Raw genomic sequence first — 17,354 nt, forward strand, 5'->3', positions numbered from 1 at the left:
TTAGTGCAACTCACGCTGCTGGCTTTGTTTGCCGCTAGCAAGATAATGCTCTTGCACCTGGCTTCTAAACAGAAAGAAGCCGTGCCGCTGGCAGAAAGCTTTACCCGGCAAGAAGTCGCTTGTCTGCAGGCTTTACAAAAACGTTATGAAGGAAAAACAGCCAAGCAGCGGAATCCTTACCCCCAAGACTCTTTACAATGGTGCTACTGGATAATAGCCCGATTAGGCGGGTGGAAACCCCACGAAAAGCAGGCGGGGGTGATTACCCTTTTGCGCGGTTGGAATTACTTCCAGCATATCTTGCACGGGTGGACCCTGGCCCAAAAATTTGTGTCCTAATCGTAGCCCTAATTTAGGGAAGGTGCCCGGAGGGCGGAAGGGTTAAACTCATCAAGAAGAAAAAAAGCCGCACCAGCAAAAGCTAAAAAGGCCGAAAAAGTACCGCAGCATACCAAAAAGCCCTGAATAGACAACAAAGAAACTTATACTGATTTTCCCTTAATAAAATTCAAAAATATTCTTAAAAACCATCTGCAATAGGAACCCCGCCCAAAGCGCTAGATTTGTAAGCCGCTTCTACGCAGGCCATGGTGTAAATACAATCTTCTACCGAATTATCGGGTAGGGTAATTGAACCTTCGGCGGCTAGCATTACCTGGGCCATAGCACCAATAAACGCGTGCGGAAACCAACTGCCTTCTATTTTCATGGTTTGCCATTGTGGTTCCTGGTTTGGTTTTAAAATCACGTATTCAAACGCATCGGGTACGCCTTTGGGGTAATCCATGAGTAAACCCAGTTTTATTTTTACCGCCCCTTTAGTTCCTTCCAGTTTTATGTAAGATTGCTGGTTAGTGAGCCCAAATTGGTGACAATGGTTCGTTAAAATATTGGCCCGCACGGTACTGCCGTAATCCATAATAATATTGCTGCGCACCGAAGCCAGTTGCGCCATATGCGGGTGCTTGGTGGTTTTGGCGTAAATGCCCTGGGGGTTGCCTAAAAAACTGCGGACTAAATCTACGTAATGAATGCTGTGGTATAATATTTCGGTGCGCGGAAGTTTAAACAGAAAATCCCACAAATGCCACGGCGTGTATACATTCACGTTAATTTCAATATCAACCAATTCGCCCAATAAGCCTTGGTTTAACAAGTGGCGGGCTGCTAAAATGGCCGGCGCGTACCGCAACTGAAAATTAATACCGGCCACCAGTTCTTTGGCGCGGCACAACTGTAATATTTCTTCCGCCTGGGTTAAATCTTCGCCCATGGGTTTCTGAATTAAACATGCCGAACCATCGGGTATTAAGCGGAGCGTAGCTAATATTTCGGAAGCTGGTAAGGCAATATCAAATACTGCGTTGGGAGGGGCCTGGGCTATAAGTTCCGGTAAAGAGGCATATACCTGCGGAATATTAAATGCCGATGCTAAGCTTTGGGCTTTCTCCGGGTTTAAATCAAAAATTCCGGCCACCGGGAAATTAGCTAACTGGTACGCGGGTAAATGGGCATCTTTCACAATGCCACCCGCACCAATTATTACAATTGGCGGAGTAGTTTGAGGTAAGGTAAGTGGTGGAATCATGGGAATATTTTAAACGAGCCGGAATTTACAGCCAGGCGAAAGTAAAAAGATATTTTTAACCCTGCCCGCAATATTGAGGCTAGCTTACCGGTCAGAATTTCGTGCCCCGTAATATTTGGAAGAATTTTAAACTTCCGCTGGCAGACTTTCCTGGTAAATCCGGTTTATTTCCTGGAGTACGTTCTCGGGGCTACCGCCATTTTTTAAATATTCCTGCAACGGGTCGCCGGCATGGTCCTGGAAGTGCAAGTAACCGTTATAACGCGGCCGGATGTAGCCCCGGTCCATTAAGGGTAATATATTTGTAAAGAAGTTCTGGCAAAGCTGGTTGGCACTTTCGTTAAGCCAGGCTGCCCGGTGCCCGGGTTGCCCGCCGTGCTGCACGTAAATAGTAGCCTGTATTTGGGGCGATACCAACCATTGCGCAAACTGCAAAGCCGCTTCCTGGTGTTCCGAATAAGCCGAAACGGCCAAACCCGTGCCGCCTACCGTTGTTCGCAAGCGCCCGTGGCTGCCAAACCGCACCGTATCGGTGTAAGCCAATGTATTAGCCGCGTAGCCCAGCCGGGAATAATTTGAGTAGCAATACGCAAACGGGCAATAAAAATAATCATTAGTCTGGGTCATGATTTCGGCCACTGCAATCGGGTTAAATTCAAAAAACTGCGGATGCACCTGACTATAAAATTCGCGCATGCTGGCCAGGGCTTTTAGTCCAATTTCCTTATTTATTACTTCAGATTTAGTTAAGAAAGGCTCTTGCCCGTGCGCCAAACAGAAGGTATAAAAATTCATAAGCAAATCTATCGGGATAGCCGGCACGGCAACTTTTCCTTTTTTAGCTAAAGCCAACACATCTTCCCAAGTATCCGGCAAGGTTTGGTTATGTTTGGCTATCAAGTCCGGGCGATAACTGGCGGCGGGGGTGGCTGCATCAATGGCCAAAGCCCACTGATGGCCGCCGTAGTTATAACTCAAATGCGAATACCCAACCGAATGCTGTTCCTGCTCAACTAAATATTCGGCGGGTAAATATTCATCCAGCGGTAAAACGGTTTTATCTGCGGCAGCCCGGCCTACCCACGGGTGATCGATAATGAGCAGATCGTAAGTCTGGGTTAATTTCTCTATCGGAAAATCGGCAAATTCCTGGAGTGTTCTTTTACGCCAGGTAATTTCGATGTTTGGGTTTAATTCGGAATAACGCTGGGCGGCCGCTAATAAAGGCGTAATGCCCCGGCTGTGGCCCCAGGTAATACCCTGTAAAGTGATTTTGCTCATTTAATATTTATAATGTGGTGAAATAACTATATATTTATTAACTACCGGTCGGCCCTGTAAAAAAGGTACACCGGTAGCGGTTTTAGCAAACCTGGTTAAAATAGCTTAGGTAAATTCTTTGTAGGATTTTAGTAAAACCTGGGTCATGCAAAAACATCAATCAGATAAGATACTATAAAAGCTGGGTAAATTTGTATAGCGTAAATTTACTAATAAATATTACATTTGTATTTGATGGTTGATAAAATCTTTCTACCTTAAGTTTTTTATCTGAACATTCTAAAGCTACGCACACCACCACATGCATAACTTGCCCTTTTTCGACCTGGCTATTATTTTGGTTTACCTCATCGGCATGGTAGTGGTGGGCATTTATTTTTCCCGGAAAAATAAAAGCGCCGAGCAGTTTACCAAGGCTTCGGGTACTATTCCGGGTTGGGCCATTGGGCTTTCGATTTACGCCACTTTTTTGAGCAGCAATACTTTTCTGGGCGTGCCGGGCAAGGCTTACGGCAGCAACTGGAATGCTTTTGTTTTTAGTTTATCGATGCCCTTGGCAGCTTGGGTAGCTTCACGGTTTTTTGTGCCGTTTTACCGGCGAACCGGTGAAGTTTCGGCTTACACGCACCTCGAAAAACGCTTTGGTCCCTGGGCCCGTACTTACGCCGTTGTTTGTTTTTTACTTACCCAACTGGCCCGCATGGGTTCTATCTTTTTTGGCATTGCCCTGAGTTTGCAGGCTTTAACCGGTTATTCCATGGAAACGGTAATGCTGGTGACGGGTATTTGTATTATTATTTATACCGTGCTGGGCGGCATGGAAGCCGTAATCTGGACCGAAGTAGTACAGGGTGTAATTAAAACTTTGGGTGCCGTTTTAATTATTTACCTGATTGTAACCGATATGCCGGGCGGCTTTGCCAAAATAATGGAAATCGGGCAAAACGATAATAAATTTAGCTTAGGAAGTTACGCGCCCGATTTTACCCAGGCTACGTTCTGGGTGGTGCTGTTGTACGGCTTTTTTATTAACCTGAATAATTTTGGCATGGACCAGAATTACGTGCAGCGCTACCATACGGCCCGGTCGGCGAAAGAAGCGGCCAAATCGGTGTGGTTGTGCGTGGGTTTATACCTGCCGGCGTCTTTGCTGTTTTTTATAATCGGCACTTGTTTGTACGCCTACTACGATCTGCACCCGGAACTCATCCAGAGCATTAAAAACCAGGTGGCGCTGGAAAGGTTGCCCGCTACTGCTTCTACCGCCGATATTGCCCAAATGGCCGCCTCGTTGCAGCCCGCCGATTACGGCGACAAAGTAATGCCGCACTTTATGGTTACCAAGATTCCGGCGGGTTTAGTCGGGCTGATTGTTTCGGCCATTTTATCGGCGGCCATGAGCACCATTAGCTCCGGTATGAATGCCTCGGCCACGGTTTTCTCCGAAGATATTTTTAAACGCTACATTAACTCCGACCTGAACGATAAAAAAGGCTTGCTGGTGTTGCACCTGGCTACCGTGGTGTTTGGCTTGCTGGGCATGGGCACCGGTATTGCCATGATTGGCGTAAAAAGCATCCTGGATATTTGGTGGGAATTATCCGGAATATTTGCCGCTGGTATGCTGGGCTTGTTTTTATTAGGTATTATCAGCCGGCAAACCCGCAACGCCGAAGCGCTCACGGCCACTATAATAGGCGTATTGGTAATTCTCTGGATGACTTTTTCGCATTTGATTCCGGTGGAGCTAGAACAATTCCGCAGCCCTTTGCATAAAAATATGATAATTGTAATTGGTACCCTTACCATTTTCCTGGTAGGGGTAATTGTTACCAAACTTCGGAATAAAACCCCAATAGCAGCAATTACCCCAGCTTACCAAAAAGAAAAAACCTTGCAGTAAATACCCGCTTGGCATGAAAGCAATTAATATTTACCTGGCGCTGCAAACAACAATGTAATATTTTACCCGCAAAATAAAATGGAAAGAAAAAAAGGCTTTATTCCGGTTATGTTAACCCCATTTCAGGAGAACGGAAAAATTGATTACCGGGGCTTAACCGAATTAACCCAATTTTACCTTGAGGCAGGCGCTTCGGGTTTATTTGCCAACTGCCTCTCCAGCGAAATGTTTGAATTAACGCCCTCCGAAAGGCTGCAAATAATTAAGCATGTGCTGGAAGTAACCAACGGCACCGTTCCCGTAGTAGCCACCGGCACCTTTGGCGGACCCATTGCAGGGCAAGCCGATTTTGTAAAAAAAGTTCATGATTTGGGCGTGCAGGCGGTTATTTGCATAACAGGTTTACTGGCCGAAGAAACTGAATCTGAAGAAATTTTTGCCCAGAATGCATTTCATTTATTTGATTTAACACCCAATATTCCGTTGGGTTTTTACGAATGCCCGGTGCCTTACAAAAGAGTAATTTCGCCGCAAACCTTAAAACAATTTGTTTCCGCGGGCCGAATTATTTACCACAAAGATACCTGCCTCGATATAGACCAGGTGCGGGAAAAACTGCGGTTAGCTGATAATCCGTGTTTTGGTTTGTACGATGCTTACATGGTACACGCTGTAGAATCTTTGAAAGCGGGTTCGGCGGGGCTGTCGTGTATTCAGGGTAATTATTTCCCGGAGTTGGTGGTTTGGCTCTGCGAAAATTACAACAACACCAGCTTAACTGAGGAAGTAGACCGGGTGCAGCAGTTCTTTATCGATAACATGGATGTGATGCACGCGGTGTACCCAATTGTATCTAAATATTACCTGCAAAAACGCGGTTTAAATATTTCTACTTTTACCCGCCGCGAAGTAGGTGTTTTTACGCCAAAAATCAGAAAAGAAGTAGACGAACTCTACCAAAAATATAGCCGTTTGCAGGAAGAATTAGGTCTGAAAGTAGAAATTTAAGAACAGGCACTTCCGGTCGCAATTAATTTAATAAAGAATATATTTGTTCTGAGATTTAAAACTTCAAGAACGGATATATTCTTTTATTTTTAGGCGGTAAACTTAATTTCCCTAGCTCTAATAATTCTCATGCCGCTGCCCGAATACCAATTAACCAACCAGCCTTACGGCCATACCCTGCACCATACCCAATGTTTTTCCCCCGACGACCAGTGGCTGGTGTTTGATACCCGCAACGACGATACCCAAATTATATCGACCGGTAGTATTAGGATGGTAAATGTGCAAACCGGAGAGGTACGGAAACTTTACCAGGTGCTCAACCAAACCGAATATGGCCCTGGAGTAGGGGCTGCTACTTTTTCGCCCAAGGCTAACCAGGTAATATTTATTCACGGCATTCGCAACGCTAACCAAGACCAGCCTTATAGTTTTACCCGCCGCACTGGCGTGTCCATTTGGGTAGATAAACCCCAGGAACCTGTTTTTATGGATGCCCGGAATATTGTACCGCCGTTTACGCCGGGCGCTTTGCGGGGCGGCACCCACGCGCATTCCTGGAGCGGCGATGGTGCCTGGCTTAGTTTTACTTACAACGATTATATTATAGAGCAACTAAGTAAAACCAACCCTCAGGTGCAGGATTTAAGAACCGTGGGGGTTATGGTGCCGGGCCAGAAAGTAATGGTGCCAGACGATGGCTCTTTGGAAAACCACAGCGGCGAAATGTTTGCGGTGGTGGTAGCCCGGGTGCAGGAAAACCCCACGCCGGGCAGCGATGAAATTGAAAAAGCTTTTGACGAAACCTGGATTGGGCAACAAGGTTACCAAAAGCCGGATGGCACCTGGCAGCAACGGGCCATTGCTTTTCAGGGGAATGTGCAGGATGAAGCCGGCGAACTCAAAACCGAAATATTTGTGGTGGATTTGCCCGCAGATATTACCCAGGCTAACCCCGGCGAACCACTGGAAGGAACCAATATTACTCGTCCGCAGGTACCCGCCGGCGTAAGCCAGCGCCGCATAACCTTTACCAAAAAAGGCGTACGGGGGCCCCGCCATTGGTTACGCACTACCCCCGATGGCAGCAGCATTGGTTTTTTGGCTCCCGATGTGCAGAATATTACCCAAATATTCCAAGTGTCACCGAAAGGCGGAAAAATTAAGCAGATTACGTTTAATCCTTTCCCGGTGCAGGGGCAATTTAATTTTAGTCCTACCCAGCAGCTGGTAGCGTACGTAGCAAATAACAGTATATTTATTACCAACCTCCAAACCGGCGAATCGACGCGCTTAACCGAGTTCCGGCCCGAAACTGAAAAACCCGTGGGCGCACCCGTTTGGGCTAATAATGGCAAAATGCTGGCGTATAACCGTTATATAGGCCAGGGCCTTGAGAGATTTTTGCAAATATTCCTGCTCAACCTGGAAAACTTATCAGGTATTTAGGTATTGGCGTTTGTACAGAAGTGGCGTTAAACCAGTTACTTTTTTAAAGTGCCGGTAAAAATTAGATACATTATTAAAGCCGCATTCAAAACAAACCACTTCGGTCGGTAATTTATTTTCTATAAGCAAGCGGCAGGCGTGGCTCACCCGAATTTCAATCAGAAAATCGTAATACGTTTTTTTAGTTAAGAGTTTAAAATACCGGCAAAAGGACGTAACACTCAGATTAGCCACGGCCGCAATTTCTTCCAGGCTAATTTCCTTTTTGTAATGCGTTAAGGTATACGTCCAGACTTTATTCAACCGAATATTATCGGGCTCGCTGCTTTTAGAAAGAACCTGATTGAACGAAGCAATTGGTTTAAAGTCGGTGGTTTCGGCCAGGATTTTCAGCATCGTCAGCAAAATAATCAGACGATCCAAGTTAGTGGCGTTTACCGCCGCCAGCATTAAAGGGGCCAGGGTTTCGCGGGCACTACCATTAATTACCATGCCGGTTTGGGCTTTTTCGAATAATCGTGGCAATAGGTAAGCTTCGGGTAGTTGTAATAAGTGCGGGCCTAAGCAATCCGGTAAAAAATGAATAACTACTGCTTCTATCGATAGCTCAGGGTTATGCTCAAAATATTCGTCGCGGCACCGCCAGGTATGCGGCAGGTTTTGGCCCAGTAATATTATTTCGCCGGCCGAAAAATTGCTGATATTATCGCCAATCAGCCGCACGCCCTCTCCTTTAATAACATAGTGTAGTTCCAGTTCGGGATGATAATGCCACACGGTGCCAAAGTTGGGCAGCTTATCGTGCCGCGCGCTATAAGAGTTCTGTAGTTTTACCGGTACTTTATGAAACTGGGGCTTCATGTTAAGGTGCGTCTGTTAACCAAATATTTACTTCTTTTTATCAGCCCGATTTCCATTTATTTTTCATCGCCACCACTACTTGCCTGATTTAAGCAGAAAGCTAAAAAACAGATTGCCAAGCGTAATTTATGAAGCAAACTATACAATCTTCTTGGCCTAATGCTTCCTGATGGTAAGATAGTATAATAAATTGATAATTTAGAAGATTGCCGGATTAATAGTTTTATTTATATTTGAAATAATTATTTATATTTGAAAACACAGATTGCAAGCTAGTTCAAGAACTAGTTATATTAAAGTTGACCAGCAGGGCGCAGCAAACTTACAGAACCAGAATTATTTCGGAATTATTATAAAGATTACGCACCACCACATGACATTAATTAACAAATTATTCCGGTTTGCTTTTGCCTTTAGCTTAGGTTTGCTGGCAAGTACAGCCGCTGTGCAGGCCCAGGAAGCCAAGCCAGCTGCTGCCAAAGAATCTGCCGCCGATAAAGAAGCCGCTTATACCCGCACCATTACCCAGCGGGCCGATAAAATTGTAAAATCCCTGAACCTGCCTGACGCAAATAAAACCACCAAGGTGCGGGATATTATTGTGCAGCAATACCGCGACCTGAACGAGATTCACAGCGAGCGGGATGTTCAGGTAAAGGCTGCCAAAGCCAAAACCGGCGAAAACAAGCAAGTGGCCGAAGCCCAGGTAAAGAAAATTGAAGAAAAAGCAACGGGCCGCTTAGATAAACTGCATACCCAATATGTAGCTAAGTTAAGCAAGCAACTAAATGCAGCCCAGGTAGACCAGGTGAAAGATGGCATGACTTACGGCGTGCTGCCCATTACTTATAAAGGCTACTTGTCTATGTTACCTGATTTAACGGAGCCGCAAAAAGCTTTTATTATGACCAGCTTAATAGAAGCCCGGGAGAAAGCCATGGATGCGGAATCGTCGGAAAAAAAGCACGGCTGGTTTGGCAAGTACAAAGGCCGAATTAATAATTACCTCTCGGCGGCCGGCTACGACCTGAAAAAGGCAGGCGAAGAGTGGGATAAAAGAATTAAAGCCGAAGCAGCCGCTAAAGCAAAATAAAAAATTTGGGTGGATAAAGATGGGTGCCCTGAAACATTGAAAATCTGATTTTCTGGTATCTTGGGCACCCTCTTTTTACCTGCTTGACTCCTCTTACGGCAGCATTGATTTAATAAAGCTGCAATGCTACTTTTTTAAGTGGCAGCCTATCGCACAAAGTAATTTTATTCAGAAAACGCTTAGGGCAAGCCTAATTTGCTTTAAAGCACTGTATTCCGGAGTTATCTCACCACACATAAAAAATCACTAACTAAACTTCTATGAAATCAGCGTTACCTGTTAAATTCCTGAGGAAGCAGTGGCACCAAAAGCTATTGTTGCCTTTGTGCTTACTATTAACCATGGTTACCGTGTTACAGGCCAAACCCGTGCGGGAAATTACCGGCCGGGTTACCGATGAAAAAGGCGGGGGCTTACCAGGCGTTACCATTTTGGTAAAAGGTACCACCGTAGGAACTACCACCAATGCCGAGGGTGATTTTAGCTTAGCTACTCCCACCGAAACCGGTACGCTCATTGTTTCTTTTGTGGGATTTATTACCAAAGAAGTTCCGCTGGGCAACACTACTAATTTTAATATTACTTTAGCTCCCGATGCCCGGGCTTTAGAAGAAGTTATTGTAATTGGTTATGGCGCTACTACTACCAGAGGTGCTACTACGGGTGCGGTAGATAATATTAAAGCCGCCGAAATTGAAGATTTGCCATTAGGTAACCTGGGGGCAGCTTTAGCCGGCCGGGTACTGGGTTTAGGCGTAAGTGGCGGTACCGAGCGCCCCGGATCGCAGGCCCAATTAACCGTACGGAACCCGGTTTCTTTCTCTACGGCAGCCAATAACAGCCCTTTATATGTTATCGACGATGTCATCCAGGTAAATTCCCAAGGTGTTCCGGACCCAACGCTTTTTAACACCCTCGATCCTTCGGAAGTAGAGAATATTACCATTCTAAAAGATGCGGCGGCGGCTATGTATGGTTCCAGAGCCGCCAACGGAGTAATAATTGTAACCACCAAACGGGGCAAAGAAGGTCCGCCCAAAATAAGCTACAGCGGCTCTTACGCCGTAAACGATGAAGCCTATCGTACCAAAATGTTAAGCGCTTACGACGCAGGCCGCTACATTAATATTATGAACGGGCCCAACGGCGCTAACCGGAGTGTTTCGGATAACCGTTACTTTTTCGGCGACGATGAATTAGAGCATTTTAAAACCATTAATCACGATTGGTTAGAGGAAGCCTGGAAAGCTTCTTACAACATGCGCCATACTTTAAACGTGAGTGGCGGCGCGAATAAATCAACTTATTTTGCGAACGTAGCTTATTTCACGCAGAACGGAAATTTAGGCAAGCTTGATTACAGTAAGTGGACTTACCGGGCCGGGGCCGATGTAAATGTAATGGCGGGTATGAAAGTAGGTTTACAGGTGGCCGGTAATTTTCAGAATTCCCTAAGTATAAACAGTAAAATTGGTGGGGAGAATGCCGAGAACGATTACCGCAATTTATTAAAATCTCCCCGCTACGTGCCCATGTACATCGATGGTTTGCCCGTGCGACTACCTGGCAGCGGCACCAATTCCATCTCGGCTTATCACTTTTTCGAACTCGATAAAGGCAATAATTATATAGATAATGACAACAAGGGCACGCAAATAAACCTGTATGCCGAATACGAATTTCCTTTTATTAAAGGCTTAAAAGCCAGAGCCTCTTATGCCAGAAACATGAGCTCGGGCAGAAGCGCCAGAATTGGCGGCCAATATTATTTGTATGCCTTTACCAAAACCGGCAGCCGCGGCCATATTTATGAAGGCGCTACCGATCCGGTTGCCACTAAATTTACCAACGACAACCGCGTTCGTTTTGCCAACGACAATGCTTTATCAACCCAGGCTAACTTTTCCTTAAATTATAACCAGCAGTTTGGTAAGCACTCGGTAGGTGGCTTTTTTACTGTTGAACGCGGCGAAGCCGAATCATCGATGGAAGAAGTTTGGAAAGAAGACCCGGTTTTAGCAACCAACGGTCAGTTTAACACCGCTTTTGGCGCTATCGATGGCCGGACTTTTGGATACGAAACCGGGACTTTAGGCTATATCGCCCGCGCCAACTATAACTACTCCGAAAAATATTTAGTAGACTTTATGTTCCGGAGCGATGCCTCTACTAAGTTTTCCCCCGAAAACTATTGGGGTAAATTTTACTCCTTAGGTACCGGCTGGGTAATTTCCCAGGAAAATTTCTTTAATCCTTCTATTGTTAATCTGCTCAAAATCCGGTACTCGGTAGGTTTATTGGGTAAAGACGATACCCAGTTGTGGGGCTGGCGCCAACGGTATACTTTCCAGGGTGGCAAAGCGCCGGTTTGGGGCGATAATACTGCTAAAGGCACCGGCATTAAAATGGAGGCATCGCCTAACCCGGATGGAACCTGGAGCGATGAGTTAAAACAAAACGTGGGGATAGATGCCCGCTTCTTAGATTCCCGGCTTTCTACTACCCTCGAAGGATTTTACAACAAGCAAACCAATATGCTTTTAGTAAGATCTGCCAATGTGCCCGTTACGGTGGGTGGTACCGTTGCCCCGCAAAATTTTGGCGCCGCTGATCTGTTTGGTTATGAAGTAAGCGTAGGTTGGGATGATAAAATTTCCCAGGACTTCCGGTACGGCATAGAAGGCCGATTTAGCTGGTACGATAATAAAGTTATCAAACATAACTTCAACGAAAACGATCTGTTGTACCCTTGGAAAACACCGCGTCCGGGCCAGTCTTCTGATAATGGCGTATGGGGCTACGATTATTTAGGCATGTTCCGCACGCAGGAAGATGTAGATGCTTATGTAGAGCAATATAATATTACCCAGGTTTTTGATCAAACTGCGGCTAATTTAAAACCCGGCATGTTATCTTACCGCGATGTAAGAGGTGCCTTACAAGCTGATGGTACATTTGCCGGTCCGGACGGAATTATTAATGATAATGACCAAATACAATTAGCCAAGCGGGCTTCTAACCATTACGGTTTTGGGGTAACCTTAAGAGCGGGCTACAGAGGTTTAAGTTTTGATGCGGTAATTGGCGGCTCTTTTGGCGGCTGGTCCGAAATTGAATCCAGAAGCCGCATGGAAGGCGATATTAGTAACTCTTTTCAAAACGTGCCCGCTTACTGGAACAATATCTACGATCCGGTTCTCAACCCCGGTGGCAACATGCCTAATCCGTTTTATACCGCAATCAGCACTACGCCAACTTCCACGTTCTGGCGGGTAAGTGCCTTCCGGATGCGCATGGGTAACTTTAACATTAATTATACTTTACCTAAAAAATTGGTAAATGCCATGCGCATATCTAATGCGCGGGTTGTCTTAACCAGTATTAACCCGCTTAATTTTTACAATCCTTTTACTTACCGCTATACCGAAGGTGGTTGGGAAGATTATCCAACTTTAAGAACTTTCTCTTTAGGCGTTAATCTTACATTATAAGCATAGAAACAGGTATTAGGAAAATAATTTAGAAGAATCATGAATAAAAATATATTAACATGGCTATTGGCTTCCCTGATGCTGGTAGTTACCAGTTGTAACGATGATTTCTTAGAAGAGAAAGGCGATTTAACCGGCATCAACGAAGATGTTTTCAAAGATGCCGTAATGGCCCAGGCCTACGTAGATTACATTTATTTTCTCTTTCAACCCGATAATAACGGCCAGCCATTCATTCACAACCAAACGGGCGTAAGAGGTCAGTTTACCGATGATTTTACCCAAACCACCGAAGAGCTGGGCGGCGAAAGCGAATGGAACAAAACCTGGGCCGTAATAGGCAATAACCAGAACCACGCCCTGCAATATTTTGGCGAGCGGGTGCCGGTTGGTGGTGCGCAAAACAACACCTGGACCCGGATAAGACAAATGAATGTTTTTCTGGATCAGATAGATCAGCATGGTTTACCCGAAGATGTTAGAACCCGGCTAAAAGGGCAAGTTTTGTTTTGGCGGGCTTTTCAATATTTCGAATTGCTGCGGCTTTATGGCGGCGTACCGTTGGTGTTATCGGCACAGAATCCGATTGTAGCCGAAGGTGATAACGTCAACGCCTTGCCCCGGAATAAATCTTCTGAAACGCTGGAGCAAATAGTAAAAGATTTAGACGATGCTAAAAGTATGCTGCCGGGTAAATGGGCGGCTTCCGATTGGGGTCGGATTACCAGCGGCGCAGCAGCGGCTTTTAAAGGTCGGGTGTTGTTAACATGGGCCAGCCCGGTATTTAACCGCAACGACGACCGGGCCCGCTGGGAAAGAGCTTACACCGCCAACAAAGAAGCAAAAGCTTTATTAGAAGAGAACGGATTTGGCTTGTATAAAGCCGGCAATTTGGCCAATGCGCAAGCCTGGGAAAATATGTTTTTTGCCCAAACCAATAATCCCGAAGCCGTTATTGTTTACAATTATAATAACGTAACTTCTGACCAAACCAGAAGAAACAGCGGTCATGAGCAAGCAGCGCGGTCGCGGGAGTTGCTGGGTGGTGGTTCTATTTCGCCCACCAAGCAGATGGTAGATGCCTTCCCGATGAAAGACGGCAAAATGAAAGACGATCCGACCTCGGCATATGCTTACGACGAAAAGAAATTTTACAAAAATCGTGATCCGCGTTTCTACAAAACCTTTGTGTATAACGGTGCTTTATGGCCGTATAGCGGCAACCCTAATTTCCGCCAGTGGACTTATTCCTGGTTCAGCAACCAGAACCAGGCTACTAAAGTAGAACCGGACCGTTATACCGAAACCAATGCCAACAGTTCTGGTATTTACCTGCGCAAAGCCACGAATCCAGGGGCGAATAATTCCTCCGGCAATTTCATGATTAGCACTACCGATTACATGGAAATGCGTTTTGCCGAAGTAATATTGAACTTAGCCGAATCGGCGATTGGCGCTGATAAACTCGCCGAAGGTTTAGAAGGAATCATCGCAATCAGAGAGCGGGCCGGCATTGAGAATCTGGATGGTTCGTATGGTTTAAGCGGTTCTTTGGGCGACCGGGATAAAATGTTTGCTGCCGTACTGAACGAAAGAAAAGTGGAGCTGGCCTACGAAGGTAAACGCTTCTGGGATTTAAAGCGCTGGATGCTTTTTGATCGTAATCCGGAAGTAAATACCCTGGATCGTTTAGGTATGCAGCCATTAAACGGCACCCGCCGCACCGGCTATTGGATTTACGTTAAAAATACCAACGGCAATCCGTATGTAGGTTCTACTAATCCTTTGGTTAGAGCCAATAATGGTACAGTTCCGGTTATTGAACGCCAGCCTGTTACCTATCCAGATGGTATTACTGATTACGATGCGTATTTAGATTACCTGTACGACAATCATTTTGTAGTAAAAGAACGCGATAATTTAGACCCCACTAACAACAACTGGAAGTTTACCTGGTATAACGAATATTATTTCTTCGGCTTACATCAGAATATATTATCTGCCTCTCCGCATATTGAGCAAACGCAAGGCTGGCCTGGCCTTACTGGTCAGGGTACTTTTGACCCGTTGCAATAGCATCAGCCTCAGGAAACTGGTTTGCACCAGAATTTGAATCAATATTTGTAATTTAAACGAAAGGGGGATGTTTAATATCCCCTTTTTTATTTTAACATAATCCAGTTTGGAATACTCCAAAAGCAATTTTGCTTTCATGAATATTATTCCGCAACAGCTAAAATATATCATTATCAAATGAATACTGCGCTTTTAAATAAAATAAAGACTGTACCACCCATCGCAGTCATCCTGCAGAATTCGAAGAATTCCAAAAGAATCTAATTAGCTACTTGCTAATAAGATTATTCCGGAATGACCGCGATGGGTGGATATTTGCTTGTAATTATTTTATTGTTTTTAAAACCGAATTCATATCTAATATGGGTAAGAACCAAGGTTTAGATAACGCACCTTTTTTATGTAGGAGTAAACTGATTGGTTTACTGCTACATAGGTTTATTTTGCCTGATGCGAATGGGGGAAATTATTTGACCTAAACAAAGATTATAGCTGATTAAAAACCACACTTTCAGACCAAAAGAATAAGCCAATATTCAACCAAAACAAAATAGCAGATTAGGTAATATTTTATTTATAATTGAATGATTATTTTATTAATGAATAAATTTACTTAATTTGGTAACTACTTTTTCAGGGGTATAAAATCCCGTTTGGGCTAGATTTGGTCGGGTTTAAGCCGGTTCTGGTTGGTTTACCTGATTAAATAGAAGAAATTTAGAGTAAAGAATTAATTCAGATAAAGATTTTTAGTTTGAATCTGCTCTGAAAGCTCGGTTTAGATATTAAACCTAAATATTTTAAATAATCAGGTAATGAAAAAAACAATATTCCCTTTCTTGGTTTCGGCAGCAATGCTTTCGGTAGCAAAACCGGCGTTTGCACAATACCCCGATGTGCCTAAAGACGTGCAGCAAGCCAGCAATGCCATGATGAAAGAGGCCGAACGAAAATCGGATGAGGCCTGGGCCAAAGCGCTGCCGATTGTGGAAGCCGAGGCCAAACAAGGCAAACCTTATATTCCGTGGGCCGCCCGCCCAACCGATTTGCCGCAGGCCGAAATTCCGGCTTTCCCGGGAGCTGAAGGGGGCGGTGCTTTCTCATTCGGTGGTCGTGGGGGTAAAGTAATTGTAGTTACCAGCCTGGAAGATAGCGGACCGGGAACCTTGCGCGAAGCCTGCGAACAAGGTGGCGCCCGTATTATTGTTTTTAACGTAGCCGGTATTATTAAATTAAAAAGTCCATTAATCGTTCGGGCACCTTATATTACCATTGCTGGCCAAACGGCTCCCGGTGACGGTATTTGCGTAGCCGGCGAATCTTTCTGGATTAACACCCACGACGTGGTAATCCGGTACATGCGTTTCCGGCGCGGTGAAACCAATGTGGGCCGCCGCGACGATGCAATTGGCGGCAACCCGGTGGGCAATATTATGATCGACCACGTATCGGCCAGCTGGGGCTTGGACGAAAACATGTCGATGTACCGCCACATGTTTAATCCCGGCGACGGCACCAAAGAACAGAAGCTGCCCACCGTAAATATTACGATTCAGAATTCTATTTTCTCCGAAGCCCTCGATACTTGGAACCACGCTTTCGGCAGCACCCTGGGCGGTGAGAATTGTACCTTTATCCGGAATATGTGGGCGAATAATGCCGGCCGCAATCCATCCATCGGCTGGAATGGCATTTTCAACTTTGTGAATAATGTGGTATTTAACTGGGTACACCGTTCTACCGATGGCGGCGATTACACGGCACTGTATAATATTATCAATAATTATTACAAACCCGGTCCCCTAACCCCTAAAAACACACCCATTGGCCACCGCATTTTAAAACCAGAATCGGGCCGCAGTAAATTGGGGTATTTGGTTTTTGGCCGCGCTTACGTAAACGGCAATATTGTAGAAGGCAGCGAAAAAGTAATCCGCAACAACTGGGACGGCGGCGTGCAGGTAGAAGACGAACCAAATGCCGGTAAGTACACCGACAATATGCGCTCGAACAAACCTTTCCCGATGGCCCCAATAAATATTATGCCTACCCAGGAAGCTTACAACTACGTGCTGGCCAACGCCGGCGCTACTTTACCCAAACGTGATGCCGTGGATGCCCGCGTGGTAGAGCAGGTACGCACCGGTGAAATCAAATACAACAAAAACGTGAAGGTCCCCGAAACGCAGTTCAAGCACCGCCGCTTACCCATCGATTCTTACAAAGGCGGCATTATCACCGATATCAGCCAGGTAGGCGGTTATCCTACTTATAAAGGTAAACCTCACAAAGATTCGGACAACGATGGCATGCCCGACGATTGGGAAAAGAAATATAAGCTGGATCCCAAAAATCCGGCCGATGCGGTGGCAGACCTGAATGGCGATGGCTATACCAACATCGAGAAATATATCCACAGCATCGACCCAACTAAAAAAGTAGACTGGAAAGACCCGAAAAATAATACCGATACTTTTGCCCGCAATTAAAAAAGATAATTGCAACGTTTTGGAAAAGTCCCCCTTTGGAGGGGGTAGGGGGAGGACTTAAAAATTTAAACGAAAGTCCTGATAAATATTGGAAACCTGCTCCCGGAAATATAAA

10 protein-coding genes and 1 pseudogene are annotated in these 17,354 nt (G+C 45.3%); 8 read left to right on the forward strand and 3 right to left on the reverse strand.

All coding sequences use genetic code 11. The features are described from left to right. Window positions 1–339: pseudogene (locus tag F0145_RS26325) on the forward strand (IS4-like element ISSysp3 family transposase); the annotation flags it as partial. A 181-nt stretch (window positions 340–520) separates the two neighbouring features. Here F0145_RS26325 and F0145_RS21625 read toward each other — a convergent pair. Together F0145_RS21625 and F0145_RS21630 are read right to left on the reverse strand one after the other, a co-directional pair. Beyond that, window positions 521–1,588, reverse strand: a complete 1,068-nt coding sequence (locus tag F0145_RS21625) for a Gfo/Idh/MocA family protein (RefSeq protein ID WP_150091908.1) — start codon at window positions 1,586–1,588, stop codon at window positions 521–523. Between the two features lie 126 nt (window positions 1,589–1,714). After that, the gene (locus F0145_RS21630) at window positions 1,715–2,869 is read right to left on the reverse strand and encodes an ABC transporter substrate-binding protein (RefSeq protein WP_150091910.1); all 1,155 of its coding nucleotides are present in this window, start codon (window positions 2,867–2,869) and stop codon (window positions 1,715–1,717) included. A gap of 301 nt (window positions 2,870–3,170) precedes the next feature. Here F0145_RS21630 and F0145_RS21635 point away from each other — a divergent pair, with 301 nt between their 5' ends. The 3 genes from F0145_RS21635 to F0145_RS21645 all read left to right on the forward strand — a co-directional run bounded on the left by F0145_RS21635 (window position 3,171) and on the right by F0145_RS21645 (window position 7,229). Then, window positions 3,171–4,772, forward strand: coding sequence for a sodium:solute symporter (locus F0145_RS21635; RefSeq protein ID WP_150091912.1), 1,602 nt, complete (start codon window positions 3,171–3,173; stop codon window positions 4,770–4,772). Window positions 4,773–4,850: 78 nt separating this feature from the next. Continuing rightward, the gene (locus F0145_RS21640; protein WP_150091914.1) at window positions 4,851–5,780 is read left to right on the forward strand and encodes a dihydrodipicolinate synthase family protein; all 930 of its coding nucleotides are present in this window, start codon (window positions 4,851–4,853) and stop codon (window positions 5,778–5,780) included. Between the two features lie 129 nt (window positions 5,781–5,909). Then, on the forward strand, window positions 5,910–7,229 hold the full coding sequence (locus F0145_RS21645; protein WP_150091916.1) for a DUF3748 domain-containing protein: 1,320 nt from the start codon (window positions 5,910–5,912) through the stop codon (window positions 7,227–7,229). Here the strand turns inward: F0145_RS21645 and F0145_RS21650 are convergent. Then, window positions 7,218–8,090 (reverse strand): AraC family transcriptional regulator, encoded by an 873-nt coding sequence (locus F0145_RS21650; RefSeq protein WP_150091918.1) that lies wholly within the window; start codon window positions 8,088–8,090, stop codon window positions 7,218–7,220. The two genes, F0145_RS21645 and F0145_RS21650, sit on opposite strands and share 12 nt — an antisense overlap. Before the next feature lie 373 nt (window positions 8,091–8,463). On the opposite strand from F0145_RS21650, the gene F0145_RS21655 reads away from it, so the two are divergent. The 4 genes from F0145_RS21655 (at window position 8,464) to F0145_RS21670 (ending at window position 17,239) form a co-directional block, all read left to right on the forward strand. Next, a complete protein-coding gene (locus F0145_RS21655) occupies window positions 8,464–9,183 on the forward strand; it encodes a DUF3826 domain-containing protein (RefSeq protein ID WP_150091920.1) in 720 nt (239 codons plus the stop codon). Between the two features lie 260 nt (window positions 9,184–9,443). Continuing rightward, window positions 9,444–12,674, forward strand: a complete 3,231-nt coding sequence (locus tag F0145_RS21660; RefSeq protein WP_150091922.1) for a SusC/RagA family TonB-linked outer membrane protein — start codon at window positions 9,444–9,446, stop codon at window positions 12,672–12,674. Window positions 12,675–12,713: 39 nt separating this feature from the next. Next, entirely contained in the window at window positions 12,714–14,750 is a 2,037-nt protein-coding gene (locus tag F0145_RS21665) for a RagB/SusD family nutrient uptake outer membrane protein (protein WP_150091924.1), read from the forward strand. Window positions 14,751–15,565: 815 nt separating this feature from the next. Continuing rightward, a complete protein-coding gene (locus F0145_RS21670; protein WP_150091926.1) occupies window positions 15,566–17,239 on the forward strand; it encodes a polysaccharide lyase in 1,674 nt (557 codons plus the stop codon). Window positions 17,240–17,354: the final 115 nt, after the last annotated feature.

Origin of the sequence: Adhaeribacter rhizoryzae, assembly GCF_008629685.1 — a bacterium.
Lineage (GTDB): Bacteria > Bacteroidota > Bacteroidia > Cytophagales > Hymenobacteraceae > Adhaeribacter > Adhaeribacter rhizoryzae.